Below are 17,997 nucleotides of genomic sequence, written 5' to 3' on the forward strand. Positions count from 1 at the left end.
AGATTTATAAAGATAATATAGTTCATTTATAACCTAAAAGGGTATCCATAGCCATTCATAGCAATCTGGATACCCTTATTAGTACTTACTTGTCCACTAGGTTTAAGGTTTTTTTGCGAATTTCGCCTGGAGTTTGTCCATAGGTTTTGCGGAATAATCTAATTAAATAACTTGGCTCCATACCTAAATTCTGAGCAACTTCTTGTATCGGCAAGGATGGGCTTTCTTTAATTAACTGCATTGCACGTTCGAGACGCAGATTCTGCAAATACTTATTGGGGGTAACCCCATATTCCTGCTGGAATAAGAGCTGGAAATGCTGTACTGAGTATCCTACAGCTCTTGCAAGATTTGAGATCAATAGCGGCTCAGTAAAGTGCTGATTCATTAGCCTAAGCGCTTTTTGCAGCACCTCATTGTGGCTAACCTCAACCGATGGTATTTGAAAAGCCTCTTTAGACTGTTCAGCTACACGGAGATTTAAGAGAAAGCGGAAAAGCGATACTGAAATGCTTTGCATATACGCCTCCTCCTGGGAAGTGGAACAAGGATTATCTACAGCCCGCCATATGTTCCCAACCTCCTCCCAACATTCCTCAAATCTTTTAGGATAAAATGGGGTGGCGATTTTAAGACCAATTCCCTCTAGAAAGCTATCGGCTATACTGCCGAAGAAACCGATAAAGCTTACATGCCATGGTTCATGAGAAAGGGGGAAGTACTCATGTCCCCTGTCCGCCGGGAATAAGAATGCATGTCCCGGTTCAAGCTTCCATTCTTCACCGGAAGTCAGATCCCGAAACAGTCCTGTTCCGCTGCGAACCAAGAAAAATTGATACACAGGAAAGCCGAGTGGCTTGGAATGACGGTATTGATGATGACTCCCGACGGAATAAAGATATAACGGAAAAAAATGAGATTCTGGGGGAGGTTCAATTAAACGAAAGGGTAGCGTCATTTTTTCGTCATTCATGATCTTTTTGGAGTAGCTTTATAATCACTTCGACACCACCAAGAGAGCTTTTCCTCACCACTAATCCAGACCTCTCTCCAAAGTAAATTTTTAAACGCTTATGAATATTTAGAATACCAGTTACTTCCCCAGAATCATTGTTCTCCAGTCTAGCATTAAGTTCCTCAGGCGTCAGAGCATCAGTATCCTGACCATTATCCTCAATATGAATTTCAAGAAAAGGCTCATTTACCACAAAAGTTATGTTTAATAATCCATCCTCCTCCATATTTTCTAAGGCATGTTCAAAAGCATTTTCGATGATCGGCTGCAAAATCAGACGAGGGACAAGTAAATCATTATATTGTTCAGGGAGTTTCTCAAATTGAATCTGAATCCGGTCATAGAATCGTGTTTGCTGAATACTGGTATAGCTTCGGGCATGTTCTACCTCTTTGGACAGTGGTACGTCATCGGAATTATTTTTGTTTAAAAAGCGGAAATAAACTCCGAGATGGCGAGCGAACTCTTCTGCAATTTCGAGATCTCCTCTTTTTATTTTCCTGCTAAGAGAGAAGAAGCTGTTGTATAAAAAGTGTGGATTGATTTGGGATTGTAGCTGTTTAAGCTCAGCTTTTTGTGTCAGATTCTTCTGAATATATACTTCCTCAATTAAATTTCTGATTTCTTGGGTCATGTGATTAAATGCGTCGTAGAGATAGCTGAATTCATTTCCTTTATTGGAAGTCAATTTAAGCTCACTGTTGAAGTCACCTTGTTCGACCCTAGAGAAAGCTCTAAGCAGCTTGCTTAAGGGCTTGTGAATATTTTTTTCAGTATATGCAGACATAGAAATAGATAGAAAGATCATTAAGACGATGTATATAGAAACAAGCCATTTATAGATTTGTAGATCTCTCAACACTTCTTTTTCGGGGTTATACTGCACAAACATCCCAAAGTAATCTGATTTTCTAATAACGGTTAGGAATTTTTGATTATGCACATCAACTGATAATGTTTGAGCTTCAGAGTGACCTGAATTCTCATTGATATATTGCATAACATCTTTACCAAAGTTTTCACCTTTGGTACTCTCGATATATATGTCCTTATTTTGCTGGTAGAGAAATGAACCACTATTTTCGATGGTATTAAATTTAGCCAGCGTGTCGATGATCTTATCCCGATTCAATTCAACATAAAAGAATGCTTCAGTCATTTTGAAATCCTTCTCATAAGGAGATCCAGTCGATACCATAAAAAGCTTATTGTCCTCATAATTCATAATCTGGTTTACCAAAGAATAGTGCTTCTCGATAAATAACAAATCATCAATCGTCATGCTTTCAACAATGTCATTGGAGATTTTTAGATTCGCCTTTGGTAAGTAGAGAGTGGCCGATTTTACCAGGAGACTACTGTTCTTCAGAGAGATTAGACGTTCCTGCTCCGATAGAATAGCATCTCTTCGTTCATAATCAGTAAGTGTACTGTTGGGATTCACAAGAAACGCAAGCTTGCGAGATGAGAACAGATCGTACATCATGTTCTCTATATTCAACACCTGCTGATCAATGGAATCGATATAAAAGTCTGCTTGGGAATTCATTTTGTCATTAATAGACTGTTTAGCAACTTTTATCGCATTGTAGTATAGAAAAACTGAAAATAGTGCACTTACAAATAGAAAAAGAATTAGTATAGTCAGTTGTCTAGTACGCAATGAATTTTTCCAGTTAATCCTGAGCGGACCTTCCCTTGACATCAATTTTCTCTTCATCTAAATTCACCGTATTTATCCCTATATTCGATTGGCGTCATGCCGGTAATATGCTTAAAGACTCTTGTAAAAGAATGTGCGGATATATAGCCTACTTTTCTTGATATCTCATTAATTCGTTCGTTGCTGGTACGCAGAAGTCGTTTTGCCAGTTCTACACGTCCTTTTCCGATATAATCAGATAGATTACAGCCGTAAGTCTGTTTAAAAATTCGGGACAGATAAGAAGCGTTAAAGCAGCCTATTTCAGCAAGTCTATTCAAGGTCAAATCTTCATTTAAATTGTTTTCAATATAAGCTTGTACTTTCTGCAGAGCCTCATTCGTCCGGTTCCTTGCTTCGCTGCCTAGGATTTCAAAAATGTTGTTGGAGATATCATATAAATAGGTTAATGAATTCTCCGGTGATGCATGCCTGTCTGCAGTTGTTAATTTATCAAGACTGATCTTCTCAGCGATAGCTGCAGTTAGATTGTTCTCATTGATAAAATTAAGTAGAGTAATTGCAATATTATAATAAAGTGCTAAGGTAGCATCATAATACTTGTTATGGACCTTTTCGGGAGAACACAAAAGAATATCTAATGTATCAAAAAAGGGAAGTGGCTTTCTCATTTCCAAATAGGTCTCCAGCAGTTGGATTTGAGGACGTAAATTAACTGGACCATGTGGATTCTCAGACGCTTCTTGTTCTCTGACCTCCTCTTTTACAATCATTTGTTCACTCACGCCAAGTCTTGAGATTGCAAGTTTCTTTAGTCTTTCATAATGTAGATGTAGATCCTGTAAAGAACATGGAATTGAGCTGGCTACAAATGAGATACTCTTGTTTACAGTCTTACTGAAATTCTCCTGTATATATTCTAATGCCCCGAAGGAAAGATTAAACATGCGCTCCCACTGTAAATCCGTCAATGAATCAGTTGTGATTTGAGGTTGCAACATTAAAATACCGTATCCGTTTGTTACGAGATGAACATGAACTTGAATCTGATCAGACATGAAATGGTGTACGATATGAATGACATTTTGATATAAATAAAATTCTTCAACTATGAAATCTTCGATACCAAAATTATCCAGGTGAAAGAGGAACACCAGCATGGAGGTATCGCTCTTAAGTGGGATTTTTAAGTCATCGAACTGTTTCTGCTGGACTTCACGAATGCTTTTATTGTATATGAGTTGATTTAGGAATTCTTTTCTAAGCCACATCTGAGCCTTATCCATCTCAAGGTTGACCGCTAATGCGGAATATTCCTGCTCGATCATTTTTTGTATATCATCAAAAGCATCTAGAACTGTTTTAATGATGACACTGTCGTCCTCGCTTTTTAATAGGTAGCGGACATCTTTATAGTCGTTTATTTCGTATAAGTAATCGAATTCTTTGTAACCTGTCAAAAAAATGACTTTGCATTGCGGCCAATTCTCTTTTATGACCTTGAAAAGTTCAACGCCATTCATTCCAGGCATTCTAATGTCAGTTAAAACAACATCAAATCTCATTTTATCCAGCAATTGTATTGCCTTTTTTGCAGAATTGGCAGTGTATACATCAATATCGACAGATACTTCGTAAAGAAACATTTCCTGAAGGGACTCCAGAATGTCTAACTCATCATCTATAATCAGCAGGCTTCCCATGATTGAACCTCCAACTTTATATTTGCAAAATGAATGTAAGGTGCTTTTTTTCTATTGTAACAAATGATAGGGACTATTTTGAATGCGCTATCAGAAAGTAGTAAAAATATAACGGCGAAGTAAAATCATGCACGTAGATCAGAGAAAACGGTTTCTTTTATAATTTTCATGTAAGCATCGAACAGCTAACTAAGGGAGGATAACAATGAAGAAACAGAAACTAAGACGGGTAGCTTGTATTACATTAACAGCAGCAATGCTATTATCTGTTACTGCATGTGGTGGCAATGGAAATGCAAACAAGGCTGCTAATAACGGGGCTAATCAGACTAGCAATACTACGGTGGTAGACGATAATCCTTACGGCTATAACACTCCACTGAAACTTAATGTGGGATTTGCTTATGCCTCGGACTTTAAACCGGAAGGACAAGAAACTGAACTTAAAAATACCTGGATGGAATTGTACGCCGAAAATGGTTATGAGGTCACCCCCATGTACAGCGTGGATGCTGGTCAGGGAAACACAAAGTTAGCGACTGCAATTGCTTCTGGTAGTTATCCTGATGTATTTACTGTAACGGCTTCTGATCTGGTTAAGTATGCTCAGACAGATGTTATAGCTGATATCACCGAAGAATATGAGAAATATGCAACACCGGAGCTGAAAGAGTATTTGAATGTTGATGAGGGAGCTTCACTTTCTTCTGCAAAGGTAGACGGAAAGTTGTATGCGATTCCAAGAATGGGCAGTGGTTATGATGGTGTCATGATGATGTTCGTCCGTCAAGACTGGCTAGATAATCTTGGGTTAAAAATGCCAACAACCATGGATGACCTGGTGAATGTTGCTAGGGCCTTTACTAAAAATGACCCGGATGGTAACGGCAAAGCAGATACGTATGGTCTTGCATTGAATGGGAAAGAAGGGTTTGCGATGCTTTCAGGCATGCAGGCCTTCTTTGAAGGTTATGGTGCGGCTCCAGGGCATTGGAATGGTAAATTCTCGTTAATAGAAAAAGATGGGAAGGTCATCTGGGGTGGTGATCTACCGAATGAAATGAAAAAGGGCTTAACTGCACTGCAGGGTATGTATGCAGAAGGAACATTAGCAAAGAATTTTGGGACCATGGATTTAACAGCTATTAATAAAGATCTGGGAGGCGGGAAAGCCGGGATTTTCTTCGCTCCAATGTGGGGAGCAATGACGGCATCTATGGATGCAATTCAAAATGATCCAAAAGCCCATTTCACAAGTAGCCGTATTCCTGACGGTAACGGTGATGGCTCTTCGAAAGCCTATATGCCTACTTTACCCGAAGCCTATTGGGTGGTAAGCAGTAAGGCGAAAAATCCTGAAGCATTAATCAAACTGGTAAATTTGAGCGTTCAGAAGCTGATCCACCCAAGCAGTGATGAAGAATTTAATAAATATTATGGACTGGCAGGCAAATATAGCGGCTGGAAGTTCAGTTTAATACAATCACTTAATCCGCTGAAAAATCTAGAAAATTATTATAAAGAGTCTAAAGCTCTACAGTCAGGCGATGTCTCCGAGTTGAACGTTGAACAAAAAGGCGATTATACCAATATGAAATATTATCTGGATGCAATGAATTCAGGGACAGCTGAAGGAATGATCGCAGCAAAAGACGCTACATTCTTGAGTGGTTTAAGCCTGTATACAGTATTTGGAGATCCGCAGGGCGGAGAAGCTACTGTTGACAAGATCAAATCTAATTCTGCCACTAATCCTTCAGCTTATAATTACATTCCTACAGATACTATGTCCTCCAAGTATTCAACACTGGACAAAATGGCTCTCGAAACTATCGTGAAGATTATTTATGGTGACAATGTTGATTCTTATGATAAATTCCTTGAGTCTTGGAAGGCATTGGGTGGAGAAGCTGTGACCAAGGAAGCACAAGAGTGGTATGACAGTAATAAATAACAGAAAAAGAGATATAAATACTCAAATTGGACAAATGTAAATAAAGTTGGAGGATGCGATTTCAATTATGCATCCTCTAATGTTAGAAAGGGATAGGTGTGGATGTTAAATATTGATAAAAAGAGACAACGAATGTTTCACCTAATGCTTTTGCTTCCAGTCCTAGTCTTATTCGTCTTCAGCTATCTTCCAATATTCGGGATTATCATAGCCTTTCAAGACTACCAGCCTGGTTTGGGAATGCTGAAATCTCAATGGGTAGGACTTGAGAATTTTAAAACGATAGCATTACTGCCTGACTTTATGCCTGCCCTTAGAAATACGCTCATAATCGCGGTTTTTAAGATTATAGGCAATATGATATTTCCGGTTGTTTTTGCCCTGATGTTAAATGAACTGAGAATCAAATGGTTTAAAAAAACAGTGCAGACCGTCACCTACTTACCATATTTTCTTTCATGGGTAGTGTTGGGGGGGATATTAATGGACTTCTTATCTCAAGGCAATACGGCAGGTGATGCCGGATTTATGAATACCTTTCTAATGAACATCGGGTTAGTTGATTCACCAATAAATTTCCTCGGCAATAAGCATATGTTCCCTGGTACGGTAATTATCAGTGATGTTTGGAAGAACTTTGGTTACAATACCATTGTTTATTTAGCTGCGTTGACTAGCATCAATCCCAGTTTATATGAAGCTTCTTCTATTGATGGGGCAGGTAGATGGAAACAGACATGGAATGTCACCATACCAGGTATTGCCCCAATCATAATTCTGATGACAGTGCTATCTATAGGTAACATTTTGAACGCAGGATTTGAACAGATCTTTGTTATGTATAGTCCTTCTGTATATGCCACGGGAGACATCATAGATACCCTTGTTTATAGACTTGGTTTGGTAAACCAGCAATTTTCATTATCAGCTGCAGTAGGATTATTCAAGTCAGTTATTTCTGGCATACTTATCGTAGTTTCATTTAAAATGGCAGATCGATATGCTGGCTACCGTGTGTTTTAAGAAGGAGGGACAACTAGATGTTAGCAAAGAATTTATCGACGAGCAGAAAGTTATTTATCATATGTAATGCCATTATCATTATAGCCATCACGCTGGCCTGCTTAATACCACTTCTGAATTTATTTGCCCGCTCTCTTAGCGGTTCACAGGCTATCCTGGAGAATAGAGTGAAATTATGGCCGGTAGATTTTAACATGGAAGCCTACCGCTTTGTAATGAAAAACAGTGAGTTTTGGACCGCAGTATCAGTAACCTTGAAAAGGGTAGCGCTTGGAGTTCCTATAAATATGTTATTAACGGTATTGGCAGCTTATCCTTTGTCAAAAAGTGATCATGTGTTTAGGAAAAGAAAATACTACTCAGCTTATTTTATTTTTCTTATGGTATTTAACGGTGGTTTAATTCCGACTTATATACTTATATCACAACTAGGTTTAATAGATTCTATTTGGTCTCTGGTGCTTCCAGGAGCGGTACCTATCTTCAACGTTATTCTAGTCATGAATTTCTTCCGGGGATTGCCCGAAGAATTGGAAGAGTCGGCTATGCTGGATGGAGCAAGTCAATGGACAATTCTATGGAGAATCTATTTACCATTGTCAAAGCCCTCCATAGCAACAGTTACCCTTTTCAGTCTGATAGGTCATTGGAATGCATGGTTTGATGGGTTGATTTATTCTAACTTCACATCGCATTATCCTCTTCAATCCTATTTACAAACACTCGTGGTTGATATTCAGAGTGCTATCCTAAGCGGAGATTTGCAGGCTATAGTCAGTACGATGAATGTAAATGATATTAATTTGAAGGCAGCACAAATTTTCATTTCTATTATTCCCTTGTTTGTTATTTATCCGTTCATGCAGAAGTACTTTACGGAAGGGTTAACGATTGGCAGTGTAAAAGGGTGAAACTTCGAGCGCAATTTTAGATGACCTTTTGGGGGAGTCGTGTTTTGATAGCCACTTTCTCTCTGATGGAAATAGAATTTGTATTCACACAAAGGTTCCAGCTTGTGCTGGGCATGAAAGAGTGTGCTAACTCGGGCTTTTCGAGTGAGCGCACTCTATTTTTATACATGAATATGGATAAATAATCGAAAAAATGTTGCTCAATCCGCGACTTGGGATTATAATATTTTCCAAGACCTTTATTAGACCGTAAATAGAACTTAAGGGGGGAAACCGATGGGAAGCGCAACATTAAGCAGTAAAAAAAAGTATTTCCTATTTTCGCTGGTGTTTCTAGGCTGGATTGTAGATACATTGATGTTATCAGGTATGAATGTGGTCATCATTCCAATCAGTAATGAATTTGGATTGAAGGAATCACAGCAGGGATTGATTGTGAGTAGCTTTTTCGTCAGTAGTGCAATCATGACACTCATTGGAGGCTGGCTTTCCGATAAATTTGGTTCTAGAAAAATATTAATTACTTGTATGCTGCTGATCTCTGCATTTACATTGGTCAACGGCATGGTGGGATCCTTGGCCGCATTGATCGCGATTCGCTTTCTTTTGGGATTCGCCGATGGTTTCCTACCAACAGCGAGTGCCGTATCGATTACAGAGTTATTCAATAAATCAGAACGAGCACGTGCGAAATCCTATCTATTAGGAGCGCAGATGATTGGCGTAATTCTAGCTTCCTCCATGGCTGCTACGTTATCCGTATCTTTAGGCTGGAGAAGTGTATTTTATATCGTTGGCGGTATTGGTGTGCTCGTAACCGTCCTTCTTATTACATATTATCGTCCACCAGGTAAAGGTGCGATACCTATGAAACAGTTACAGAAGAGTAAAGTTCCCTTGAAGCGTTTGGTAAAACATCCATTGCTCTGGACGCTTGTATTGATATATTTTGGTATAAGTATTGTAAACTGGGGATCGATGACATGGATGCCAACGTATCTCTCGAAGGTAAGACATGTGGATCTGCTCTCGTTGGGATTTTTATCCATGATTCCGAGCTTTGGGGGCTTAATTGCTTCAATCTTCATCGGGTGGTTGTTAGATAAAAAATGGGGTGGACAGGAGAAGATCGTCATCATTACCTGTTCTATCATCAGTGGTGTCTGTCTGTATCTACTATCTCATGCATCTAGTGTGGGTATGGTCATTTTCTATCAAACCATTGTGTCGGTCGCCATTATGTCTGCCATGATGTCCATTCTTACGCTTCCATTAAAAGTAGTTGCCCCTGAAATGGTAGGTTCATTCATGGGTGTCATGTATTTCCTTGGTGCGGTTGCAGGCGCGATTTCGCCAATGATTATTGGTTTTCTAGTTACGAGATTTAATGGCTCATATGATGCGGCCTTCTGGTTCTTGATTCTAATATTAATCATTCCTATTCTTGGTGCGCTTATGCTTCGGAATAAGAATCATGTCGTTGCTGAGCAGCAAGTAGCGGTATAATTAAGGAGAGGTGAATGAACATGAATATGAATCTATTAGACAGATTAACGGATATTATTGAGGAAAAAAGAGATACATGGATCGGGATCAGCGATGCGATCTGGGCGTATGCCGAAACAGGGTTTGAAGAGGACCAGTCAGCTGAGTTACTCTGCACATCGCTTGAAGCAGAAGGATTTCAGGTGGATCGTGGAGTTGGCGGAATTAGTACGGCATTTATCGGTAGCTATGGAAGCGGCACGCCTGTCATTGCGATTCTAGGGGAATTCGATGCCCTATCGGGATTGAGTCAAAAAGCAGGTGTCGCAAGCGCAGAAGAATTGGTGGTTAACGGCAATGGTCATGGCTGTGGGCATAACCTATTAGGTACGGGTGCGCTTGCTGCTGCAGTTGCACTTCGTCACTATATGGAGGAGCATCAGATTCAAGGAACGATTCGCTACTACGGCTGTCCAGGCGAAGAAATTGGCGCAGGTAAGACGTTTATGGTACGGGCAGGGCTGTTTGATGATGTGGATGTGGCTCTGACCTGGCATCCGGGGACAACGAATAATATTATGTCGATGAGTTCCCTTGCATGCTACGAAGTTGTATTTGCTTATAAAGGGAAGAGCTCGCACGCTGCTGCAACGCCGCACTTAGGACGGAGCGCATTGGATGCGGTCGAGCTAATGAATATTGGAGTTAACTATCTCCGAGAGCATATCATTCCAGAGGCTCGGGTGCATTATGCGGTGACGAATACAGGAGGTATCTCTCCGAATGTAGTTCAGGCGGAAGCTGAAGTATTGTACTTGATCCGTGCACCACTGGTATCACAGACCGAAGAAGTGTATCAACGTATTTGCGACATTGCAAGAGGTGCAGCGTTGATGTCAGGCACAGAGGTAGAGATTAAATTTATATCCGCTCTATCTAACTTGGTTCCGAATACAACCTTGGAAACGGTTATGCATCGCAATTTCACGGCTTTAGGCGTTCCTGTACATAATGAATCGGAAATCGCGTTTGCAGAAGAGATCCGGTCCACGTTATCCGAAGCCGATAAGGCATTTGATGTACGCTCGGATCGGCAGCTTGTGGGCAAAGAGCTATCGGATAAGCTGGCACCCTATCATGAGTCTTCAGTGATTCTTCCAGGCTCTACGGACGTGGGTGATGTCAGCTGGGTCGTTCCAACTGCACAGTGTCAAACGGTATGCGATGCTTTGGGCACACCCTTCCATTCTTGGCAGATGGTGACGCAAGGAGCAACCTCGATCGGACATAAAGGGATGCTTCATGCAGGAAAAGTCATTGCAGCCACAGCATTGGAGATTATGCAAAATCCAGAGCTGATTGCAGAGGCAAAGGTAGAGCTACAAGAGCGACTGAACGGCGAAACGTACCGCTCCCCGATTCCACCGGAAGTCATTGAATATGAAATTCAGCGGCAGCGATGAGTATTCGCGTTGGATTGCTAGGTCCTGCCGATGCCATGGAGGTTCTGAACCAGACATTAACGAAGTATCCTGAATTCCATTGTGTGCCGATCTTATGCCTCACAGAAGAGGACTTGGTCGAAAAGGTATTTCCGGTCCTTGCTGATATGGACATGTGGTTGTGTACGGGGCCGATTACTTATCAAATTGTGATGGCGTGGGGTGGGATTTCGACCCCCGTGTTTCATGTTCCTTATCATGGAGGAAGCTTCTTTAAGACGCTCTTGCAAGTAGTGTACAAAGAGAAGGTCAGTGTAAGTGAAATTAGCTTTGACGGATTTGAGGGGCCTGGAGTAGATTTAAAAGGCGAAATGGAGAGGGCCTTGCAAGAGGCAGATATTTTCGACAAGGTGCAGTATATGAACACGGATACGTTCGATTTGGATGAACTGACGACGTATCATTACAATCTCTGGGCACAGGGGCGGACGAAGGCAGCGATCACTGGACATCCGATCCATGAGGAACTGCAGAAACGGGGCGTGCCCGCCTACCGTGTTCTCCCCCCGACGATGTCGATTCATTCGATTGCCAATCAGATGCTACGAACCTCCGAAATGCTATTTTTCAAAAAATCACAAATCACAGTCCAAATGGTTGAAATCCATGTGTATGAGGGGATGAACCAGGACCGGTACTCCTCGGATGAAATGTATAGCATTGAGATTGAATTCACGGAGAAACTGTTAGCCTATGCGAAAGAAATTCATGGCTCTCTCAAAACGGTAGGCCCAGGGCGGTATGTTATATTCACAACGCGCGGATTGCTAGAAGAGACCACGAACGGATTCAGGGCGGCACCGGATATACATGGTATGGAGAAGCTGGGGCAACAGGGAATTACCTGTGGTATTGGAATGGGTCAGACGGCTTATGAGGCAGAAATTAACGCGGGCACGGCGCTGTTACACGCGAAGAAATGCGGTAGGGGCAGCTGGATGGTATGTTTCGATGACAAGAGAATAGCGGGGCCATTAGGGAAGCCAGATCAGCTCATGTATTCCTATGCATCGGAACAATATCATGAGGTCAGTCAGTCTACGACACTGAGCATTGGTACGTTGCAGAAGATCAAATCTGTGCTCCGCAAGCGTTCCAGCGAGGAGATCGGCGCAAATGAGCTCGCGCGTTATATGTATATCACTGAGCGAAGTGCGAGACGTATACTGATGGAGCTGGAAGCGAAGGGATTCGCTCAAGTTGTGGCTGAAGAAAAGCCCCAGACTCGTGGGCGCCCGCGGAAGATTTATCGGATATTATACTAGAAAAGACGACAATTCCTAAAGGTAGCTGATATCAAAATATCAGGTAACAATGAACAGAGCAGCAGTTCTTCATTATTGGAGGATTGCTGCTCTGCATTTTTAGTTTGGGCCAGCTTACGCCTATCGTCTGCTGAATCGAACAATGATTTTGCTTGGTAATTATGATGAACAATTGGAATGGTTGATGTTATTATAGATTGAATGCAATTCAATCCAATTCAATTCAATGAATATAGAAAGGTGCACCTCATGACTTTACAAAAATGGTTTACCCATCCGGTCGGATTGGTTGTAAGCGCACTAACGGCTACAATTCTATGGGGGAGTGCGATTCCCTTTGTTAAATTAAGCTATGGTCAGTTACATATTGCTAAAGAGGATATGTTCGAACAGATTTTGTTCGCGGGATATCGGTTCGCACTAGCTGGATTTCTACTGTTAGTTATTGTCCGCATATCTAGCTATGGAGCAGAGCGTAAGAAACGACAGGCTGCTGAAATAGCTGGCGTTAGCAGTGGGAGGGTGTCGTTCTGGCGTATATCCCGCCTGGCGCTGGTGCAGACGTTTCTGCAGTACCTGCTCTTTTATATTGGAATTATGCACAGTTCAGGTATTCAGGGTGCAATATTATCGGGTTCGGCTTCATTCTTCCAAATGCTATTTGCACAAGCGATGTATCGAAATGAGCCATTCACAAGACGAAAAATAATCGGTCTACTGCTTGGTTTTTTGGGTGTATTTGCCGTAGGGTTCGGACAAGGTGGAGGGCTTCACTTTGAATTCGGATTTGGTGAAGTATGTCTACTTCTATCCGCTGCATTTGGTGCACTCGGTAATGTTCTAGCCAGGCATGAGGCGAGATACGCATCTGTACTTCCCTTGACAGGCAAGCAAATGTTGCTGGGGGGATTGGCGCTTGCTGCTATTGGAATAGGGAAGCGGGGATTTCTGCCGTTTCAATTCCAGACCGTATCTTTAATAATCTTTATCTACTTGGCACTCGTCTCCGCGCTTGCTTTTGGAATCTGGAATATGGTGATGAAATATAATCAAGTTGGTAAAGTATCAATGTACTTATTTTTAATTCCGGTATTTGGGGTCATTTTATCCTCTATTATCTTGGGTGAAACCATTCATCTATTCGTGCTTGCAGCATTGGCTAGTGTTGTAGCTGGTATTATTATAGTGAATCGAGCGGTTTGATACGGGGTGATAATGAGCTGGTATGTATTAACGATAAAAACTGCAAGCTCATGTTGAGTTGCAGTTTTTATCGTTTTTTTTACTTTAATAGAATTTATAAAATTTCGAGACTGCGGAGAAATGTGAAACGAATTCAAGGGATAGGCCTATATTCAACTGGTGGCCATGGGGAGCCCTGTTTTTTAATTAAACACACGCCTTTTTGGGATGTATAACGGATCGAGCGGACCTTATATCCTCCGAAATGCATGTTTTAGTCGAGCTTACGGACAAATGTATGCGAAAAATCGCATACAATGTGCCAACGGTGACGTAAACGAGCCAAATGTATGCGAAAAACCGAATACAATGTGCCGACGGTAACGTAAACGAGCCGAATGTATGCGAAAAACCGAACACAATGTGCCGCCGGTAACGTAAACGAGCCAAATGTATGCGAAAAACCGAATACAATGTGCCGACGGTAACGTAAACGAGCCAGCGCCGTTATCCGCCCTGAATCACCCGGGAATGGGTTTGTTATTAGGGAATAAGTGCAATACGGTCCGTCCCTAATATATGTGATCATTTAATCGAAATAAAGGCCATACGGTCCGTAAGCGGAACCTTACCACGAGGGTGTATATGGATACGAGTATGGAATTACGGATGTACTCAGCTTGTAACTCTACCTCCAAGGACGCCGTCAGGCGTTTTTCTTGTGTGGTACAAAGGATTTGCAAGCTTCGATTAAGAAGCTTGCTCAAACTGGCTATTGTACAGTTCTGCATAGAATCCGTTCTGAGCCAGCAATTCCGCGTGGCTGCCGCTTTCCAGGATATCGCCGTCCTTCAGGACCAGAATCACATCGGCATTCTTGATCGTGGAGAGTCGGTGTGCGATAACGAAAGACGTTCTGCCTTCCATAAGCTTATCCATTGCCTGCTGAATCAGCAATTCTGTACGGGTATCCACCGAGCTTGTAGCTTCATCAAGAATGAGCATTGGCGCATCCTTCAGCATCGCGCGAGCGATGGTCAGCTGCTGCTTTTGTCCGGCGGACAGATTAACCTTATCGTTCAGGACGGTGTTGTATCCGTCACTTAAGGATTTAATGAAGCGGTGCAGGCCAACGGACTTGCAAGCCTCTATAAGCTTCTCGTCTGTAATATTCTGCTGATTGTAAATCAGATTCTCTTTAATCGTACCCTCAAACAGCCAGGTATCCTGCAGGACCATACAGAACAGATCATGAATGTTCTCTCTCGTCAGGCTACTGATCGGCGTGTCATCAATGTAGATTTCTCCGCCCGTCAATTCGTTGAACCGGATAAGCAGATTGACCAGCGTAGTTTTGCCTGCGCCGGTAGGACCAACGATGGCCACTTTTTGCCCAGGTTTTACATCTGTTGAGAAGTTATTGATAATCAGTTTTTCTGATGTCTCATACGCAAATTGTACTTGGTCAAATTTCACTTTGCCTTTAGCAGTTGGCAATGTGTTCTCTTTGCGGCTCTCGTCTTCCATTTCCTCTTCCTCTAGGAATTCGAACACGCGTCCACCTGCGGCAGATGCCGATTGCAGACTCTGTGCGGCCTGGGCAATCTGGGCCAACGGCTGGGTGAAGAAACGTACATACATAATGAAGGCAACGATAACTCCGAATGAAATCGTGCCATTCATGGCGAGTACACCACCAACGATACAGACGGCGACGAAGCCTAGATTACCTATAAAGCCCATCAGCGGTGGCATCAGCCCAGAGAGGAATTGCGCTTTGAAGGCGCTGTTCTTCAGTCCCTGATTCAATTCCTGGAAGGTGGTGCGCATTTGGGCTTCCCCGTTATATGCTTTTACAACGTTATGTCCTGTGTAGACTTCTTCAACATGACCGTTAATTTTACCTAAAAATTCCTGCTGGCTGGCAAAATACTTCTGCGATTTCTTCATAATGACAGCCATAAGACCAAAGCCGATAATTGTAGCGACGATAGCGGTAAGGGTCATAATTACATTGGTCTTCAGCATCATGATAATCGAACCAATGAACATGGCTACGGCAGTCACGACATTACCAACACTCTGATTCATCGCCTGCCCGATGGTATCTACATCATTCGTTACCCGTGATAAAATATCACCTGTGGCCGATTTATTATAGTAGGAGATCGGTAGTTTGTTCATTTTATGAGCCAAATCAGTTCTTAATTTCTTCGAGACCTTCTGGGTAATAATCGACATAATCAAGCCTTGCGAGAGTGACAGCAGCGCACCGATGCCGTAGATTACGACGAGTGTAATGCCAATCGTAGTAATGCCGTCCATATCGATGCTGCCAGCGAGACCAGCTGTAATTTTGTCGGTGATCTCGGAGAGTTTATCCGGACCGAATAATGTGAGCACTGTTCCAGCCGCCGCGCAGATTAGCGCAATGACGATTACTGGAACATATTTGCGGCAGTAGCGGAGCAGCTTGCTCCATGTGTTTGGACCTTTTTTCTTCTTGGTTGTCATTAGGCGAGCTCCTCCTTCGTCAGCTGAGAATAAGCAATTTCCTGATAAACGTCGCAGGATTGCATTAATTCGTCATGTGTTCCGATACCGACGATGCTTCCGGCTTCCAGAACAATGATTTTGTCAGCGTCTTTGATCGTACCAATACGCTGTGCAACGATCAGCATCGTTGAATCATGAGCGTCTTTTTTCAGCTCACTGCGCAGTTTGCGGTCAGTCTTATAATCAAGTGCTGAGAAAGAATCGTCAAAGATTAATATTTCTGGACGCCGGGCAATCGCTCTGGCAATCGACAGCCGCTGTTTTTGTCCGCCAGACAGATTTGCTCCGCCTTGGGCAATGTGGGCCTCATAATTCCCCTCTAGCTTTTCTACAAATTCAGAGGATTGGGAAGTGTACACCGCATCAACAATATCTGAACTGAGAACCTGACCAGAGCCGTTCTCACCAAAGGCAATATTGGAGGTCACTGTTCCGCCAAACAAAACAGCCTTCTGAGAGACATAACCCATTTTATTCCGCAGCGCTTGCTGGTCGTATTCTTTGACATTGATGCCATTTACTAGCACTTCGCCTTCTGTAGCATCATAGAAACGGGGAATGAGGTTAACAAGTGTACTTTTCCCGCAGCCTGTTGATCCGATAAAAGCAACCGTCTCCCCCTGTTTCGCCGTGAAGCTGATGTTCTCCAGCACATAATCCTCTGCATCTGGATATTTGAAGCTAACCCCCTTGAATTCAAGCTCATCTTTTCTCTTCACAGGGAATTGAGTGACTGATCCGTTCTTCAAGCTAGGTACTGTTTCTAGCACTTCATTGATTCGTTTAGCCGATACTTGAGCGCGGGGTAGTAAGATAAAGATCATAATCAGCATCATAAAGGCCATAACCACTTGCATGGCATAAGAAGAGAATACGATCATATCTGAGAACAAACCCATCTTGGCAGTACCCTCGGCTGCTTGAATGAGCACTGCACCCACCCAATAGATGGCGAGACTGAGTCCACTCATAATCAAAGTAATACTTGGCATCAATATGGTCATTACATTGTTAGCGAATAGGTTGGTACTGGTAAGCTCGTTGTTAGCTCCAGCGAACTTTTGTTCCTGATAGTCCTCGGCATTGTAAGCCCGGATGACACGAAGACCGTTAAGATTCTCTCTGGATACACGATTCAGATTGTCAGTTAACAGCTGCAGCTTTTTAAATTTAGGCAGGACGAGCACGATGCAGACTGCAACAATAAGCACTAGCAGGGCGACCGCGGCGCCTGTCGTAAGCGTCCACTCCCAGCTTTTTCCTGAGATCTTGAGGATTGCCCACACAGCAAGTATGGGAGCTTTCACTAGTAGCTGTAAACCAATCACAATCAGCATTTGTACTTGTGTGATGTCATTCGTGGAACGGGTAATCAGACTTGCTGTTGAGAAGTTGCTGATCTCCTCCATCGAAAAGGATTGTACCTTATCGAACAATTTGGAACGCAATCTTGCAGACAAGTCGGCTGCTATTTTCGAAGCAATGCCCGCTACAACAATTGAGGTTGCCAGACTGCCAAGTGCACAGAGCAGCATCCAGCCTCCTGCAACAAGGATTTCATTCATTTCGCTTCCTGGTGTTTGGATCAGCCGGGTAACATCACTCATGTAGTCAGGCAATTCCAAGTCCAGCCAGACCTGAGCGATAATAAACATGAGGCTGATGCCGAATAAGAACCATTCTTTGGGTTCCAGATTCTTGAGTATTTTCAACATAAGAATGACTCCTTTATATTATT

General features: G+C 42.4%; 12 protein-coding genes. 7 read left to right on the forward strand and 5 right to left on the reverse strand.

Annotated features, from left to right (window positions below):
- Positions 1-85: 85 nt before the first annotated feature.
- Genes NSS67_RS07110 through NSS67_RS07120 form a run of 3 tightly spaced genes read right to left on the reverse strand, consistent with a single transcriptional unit; the run spans position 86 to position 4,381 of the window.
- Complete coding sequence (locus NSS67_RS07110) at positions 86-973, reverse strand: AraC family transcriptional regulator (protein WP_339318900.1); 888 nt, start codon at positions 971-973, stop codon at positions 86-88.
- Positions 966-2,735 (reverse strand): histidine kinase, encoded by a 1,770-nt coding sequence (locus NSS67_RS07115; RefSeq protein WP_339318901.1) that lies wholly within the window; start codon positions 2,733-2,735, stop codon positions 966-968. The genes NSS67_RS07110 and NSS67_RS07115 overlap by 8 nt, the downstream gene beginning before the upstream one ends.
- A complete protein-coding gene (locus tag NSS67_RS07120; RefSeq protein ID WP_339318902.1) occupies positions 2,732-4,381 on the reverse strand; it encodes a response regulator in 1,650 nt (549 codons plus the stop codon). Before NSS67_RS07120 ends, NSS67_RS07115 begins: the two co-directional genes overlap by 4 nt.
- Before the next feature lie 205 nt (positions 4,382-4,586).
- Here NSS67_RS07120 and NSS67_RS07125 point away from each other — a divergent pair, with 205 nt between their 5' ends.
- The 7 genes from NSS67_RS07125 to NSS67_RS07155 all read left to right on the forward strand — a co-directional run bounded on the left by NSS67_RS07125 (position 4,587) and on the right by NSS67_RS07155 (position 13,724).
- Positions 4,587-6,335, forward strand: coding sequence for a hypothetical protein (locus NSS67_RS07125; protein WP_339318903.1), 1,749 nt, complete (start codon positions 4,587-4,589; stop codon positions 6,333-6,335).
- 102 nt (positions 6,336-6,437) lie between these two features.
- The gene (locus tag NSS67_RS07130; RefSeq protein WP_339318904.1) at positions 6,438-7,358 is read left to right on the forward strand and encodes an ABC transporter permease subunit; all 921 of its coding nucleotides are present in this window, start codon (positions 6,438-6,440) and stop codon (positions 7,356-7,358) included.
- A gap of 17 nt (positions 7,359-7,375) precedes the next feature.
- Positions 7,376-8,269, forward strand: a complete 894-nt coding sequence (locus NSS67_RS07135; RefSeq protein ID WP_339318905.1) for a carbohydrate ABC transporter permease — start codon at positions 7,376-7,378, stop codon at positions 8,267-8,269.
- A gap of 276 nt (positions 8,270-8,545) precedes the next feature.
- Positions 8,546-9,775 (forward strand): MFS transporter, encoded by a 1,230-nt coding sequence (locus NSS67_RS07140; RefSeq protein ID WP_339318906.1) that lies wholly within the window; start codon positions 8,546-8,548, stop codon positions 9,773-9,775.
- Between the two features lie 20 nt (positions 9,776-9,795).
- The gene (locus NSS67_RS07145) at positions 9,796-11,217 is read left to right on the forward strand and encodes a M20 family metallopeptidase (RefSeq protein WP_339320523.1); all 1,422 of its coding nucleotides are present in this window, start codon (positions 9,796-9,798) and stop codon (positions 11,215-11,217) included.
- Positions 11,214-12,521: an ArsR family transcriptional regulator gene (locus tag NSS67_RS07150; RefSeq protein ID WP_339318907.1), complete on the forward strand. Its 1,308-nt coding sequence runs from the start codon at positions 11,214-11,216 to the stop codon at positions 12,519-12,521. The genes NSS67_RS07145 and NSS67_RS07150 overlap by 4 nt, the downstream gene beginning before the upstream one ends.
- A gap of 249 nt (positions 12,522-12,770) precedes the next feature.
- A complete protein-coding gene (locus NSS67_RS07155; protein WP_339318908.1) occupies positions 12,771-13,724 on the forward strand; it encodes a DMT family transporter in 954 nt (317 codons plus the stop codon).
- Between the two features lie 729 nt (positions 13,725-14,453).
- Here NSS67_RS07155 and NSS67_RS07160 read toward each other — a convergent pair.
- Together NSS67_RS07160 and NSS67_RS07165 are read right to left on the reverse strand one after the other, a co-directional pair.
- Positions 14,454-16,217: an ABC transporter ATP-binding protein gene (locus NSS67_RS07160; protein WP_339318909.1), complete on the reverse strand. Its 1,764-nt coding sequence runs from the start codon at positions 16,215-16,217 to the stop codon at positions 14,454-14,456.
- Entirely contained in the window at positions 16,217-17,974 is a 1,758-nt protein-coding gene (locus NSS67_RS07165; RefSeq protein ID WP_339318910.1) for an ABC transporter ATP-binding protein, read from the reverse strand. The genes NSS67_RS07160 and NSS67_RS07165 overlap by 1 nt, the downstream gene beginning before the upstream one ends.
- Positions 17,975-17,997 lie beyond the last annotated feature (23 nt).

The sequence above is a fragment of the Paenibacillus sp. FSL R10-2734 genome (assembly GCF_037963865.1).
GTDB lineage: Bacteria > Bacillota > Bacilli > Paenibacillales > Paenibacillaceae > Paenibacillus_AQ.

What these genes read in the sequence shown, in the direction of transcription:
- NSS67_RS07160 (WP_339318909.1), bottom strand. Translation starts at nt 16,217, where the DNA reads ATGACAACCAAGAAGAAAAAAGGTCCAAACACATGGAGCAAGCTGCTC.
- NSS67_RS07120 (WP_339318902.1), bottom strand. Translation starts at nt 4,381, where the DNA reads ATGGGAAGCCTGCTGATTATAGATGATGAGTTAGACATTCTGGAGTCC.
- NSS67_RS07155 (WP_339318908.1), top strand. Translation starts at nt 12,771, where the DNA reads ATGACTTTACAAAAATGGTTTACCCATCCGGTCGGATTGGTTGTAAGC.
- NSS67_RS07110 (WP_339318900.1), bottom strand. Translation starts at nt 973, where the DNA reads ATGAATGACGAAAAAATGACGCTACCCTTTCGTTTAATTGAACCTCCC.
- NSS67_RS07135 (WP_339318905.1), top strand. Translation starts at nt 7,376, where the DNA reads ATGTTAGCAAAGAATTTATCGACGAGCAGAAAGTTATTTATCATATGT.
- NSS67_RS07165 (WP_339318910.1), bottom strand. Translation starts at nt 17,974, where the DNA reads ATGTTGAAAATACTCAAGAATCTGGAACCCAAAGAATGGTTCTTATTC.
- NSS67_RS07145 (WP_339320523.1), top strand. Translation starts at nt 9,796, where the DNA reads ATGAATATGAATCTATTAGACAGATTAACGGATATTATTGAGGAAAAA.
- NSS67_RS07115 (WP_339318901.1), bottom strand. Translation starts at nt 2,735, where the DNA reads ATGAAGAGAAAATTGATGTCAAGGGAAGGTCCGCTCAGGATTAACTGG.
- NSS67_RS07150 (WP_339318907.1), top strand. Translation starts at nt 11,214, where the DNA reads ATGAGTATTCGCGTTGGATTGCTAGGTCCTGCCGATGCCATGGAGGTT.
- NSS67_RS07125 (WP_339318903.1), top strand. Translation starts at nt 4,587, where the DNA reads ATGAAGAAACAGAAACTAAGACGGGTAGCTTGTATTACATTAACAGCA.
- NSS67_RS07140 (WP_339318906.1), top strand. Translation starts at nt 8,546, where the DNA reads ATGGGAAGCGCAACATTAAGCAGTAAAAAAAAGTATTTCCTATTTTCG.
- NSS67_RS07130 (WP_339318904.1), top strand. Translation starts at nt 6,438, where the DNA reads ATGTTAAATATTGATAAAAAGAGACAACGAATGTTTCACCTAATGCTT.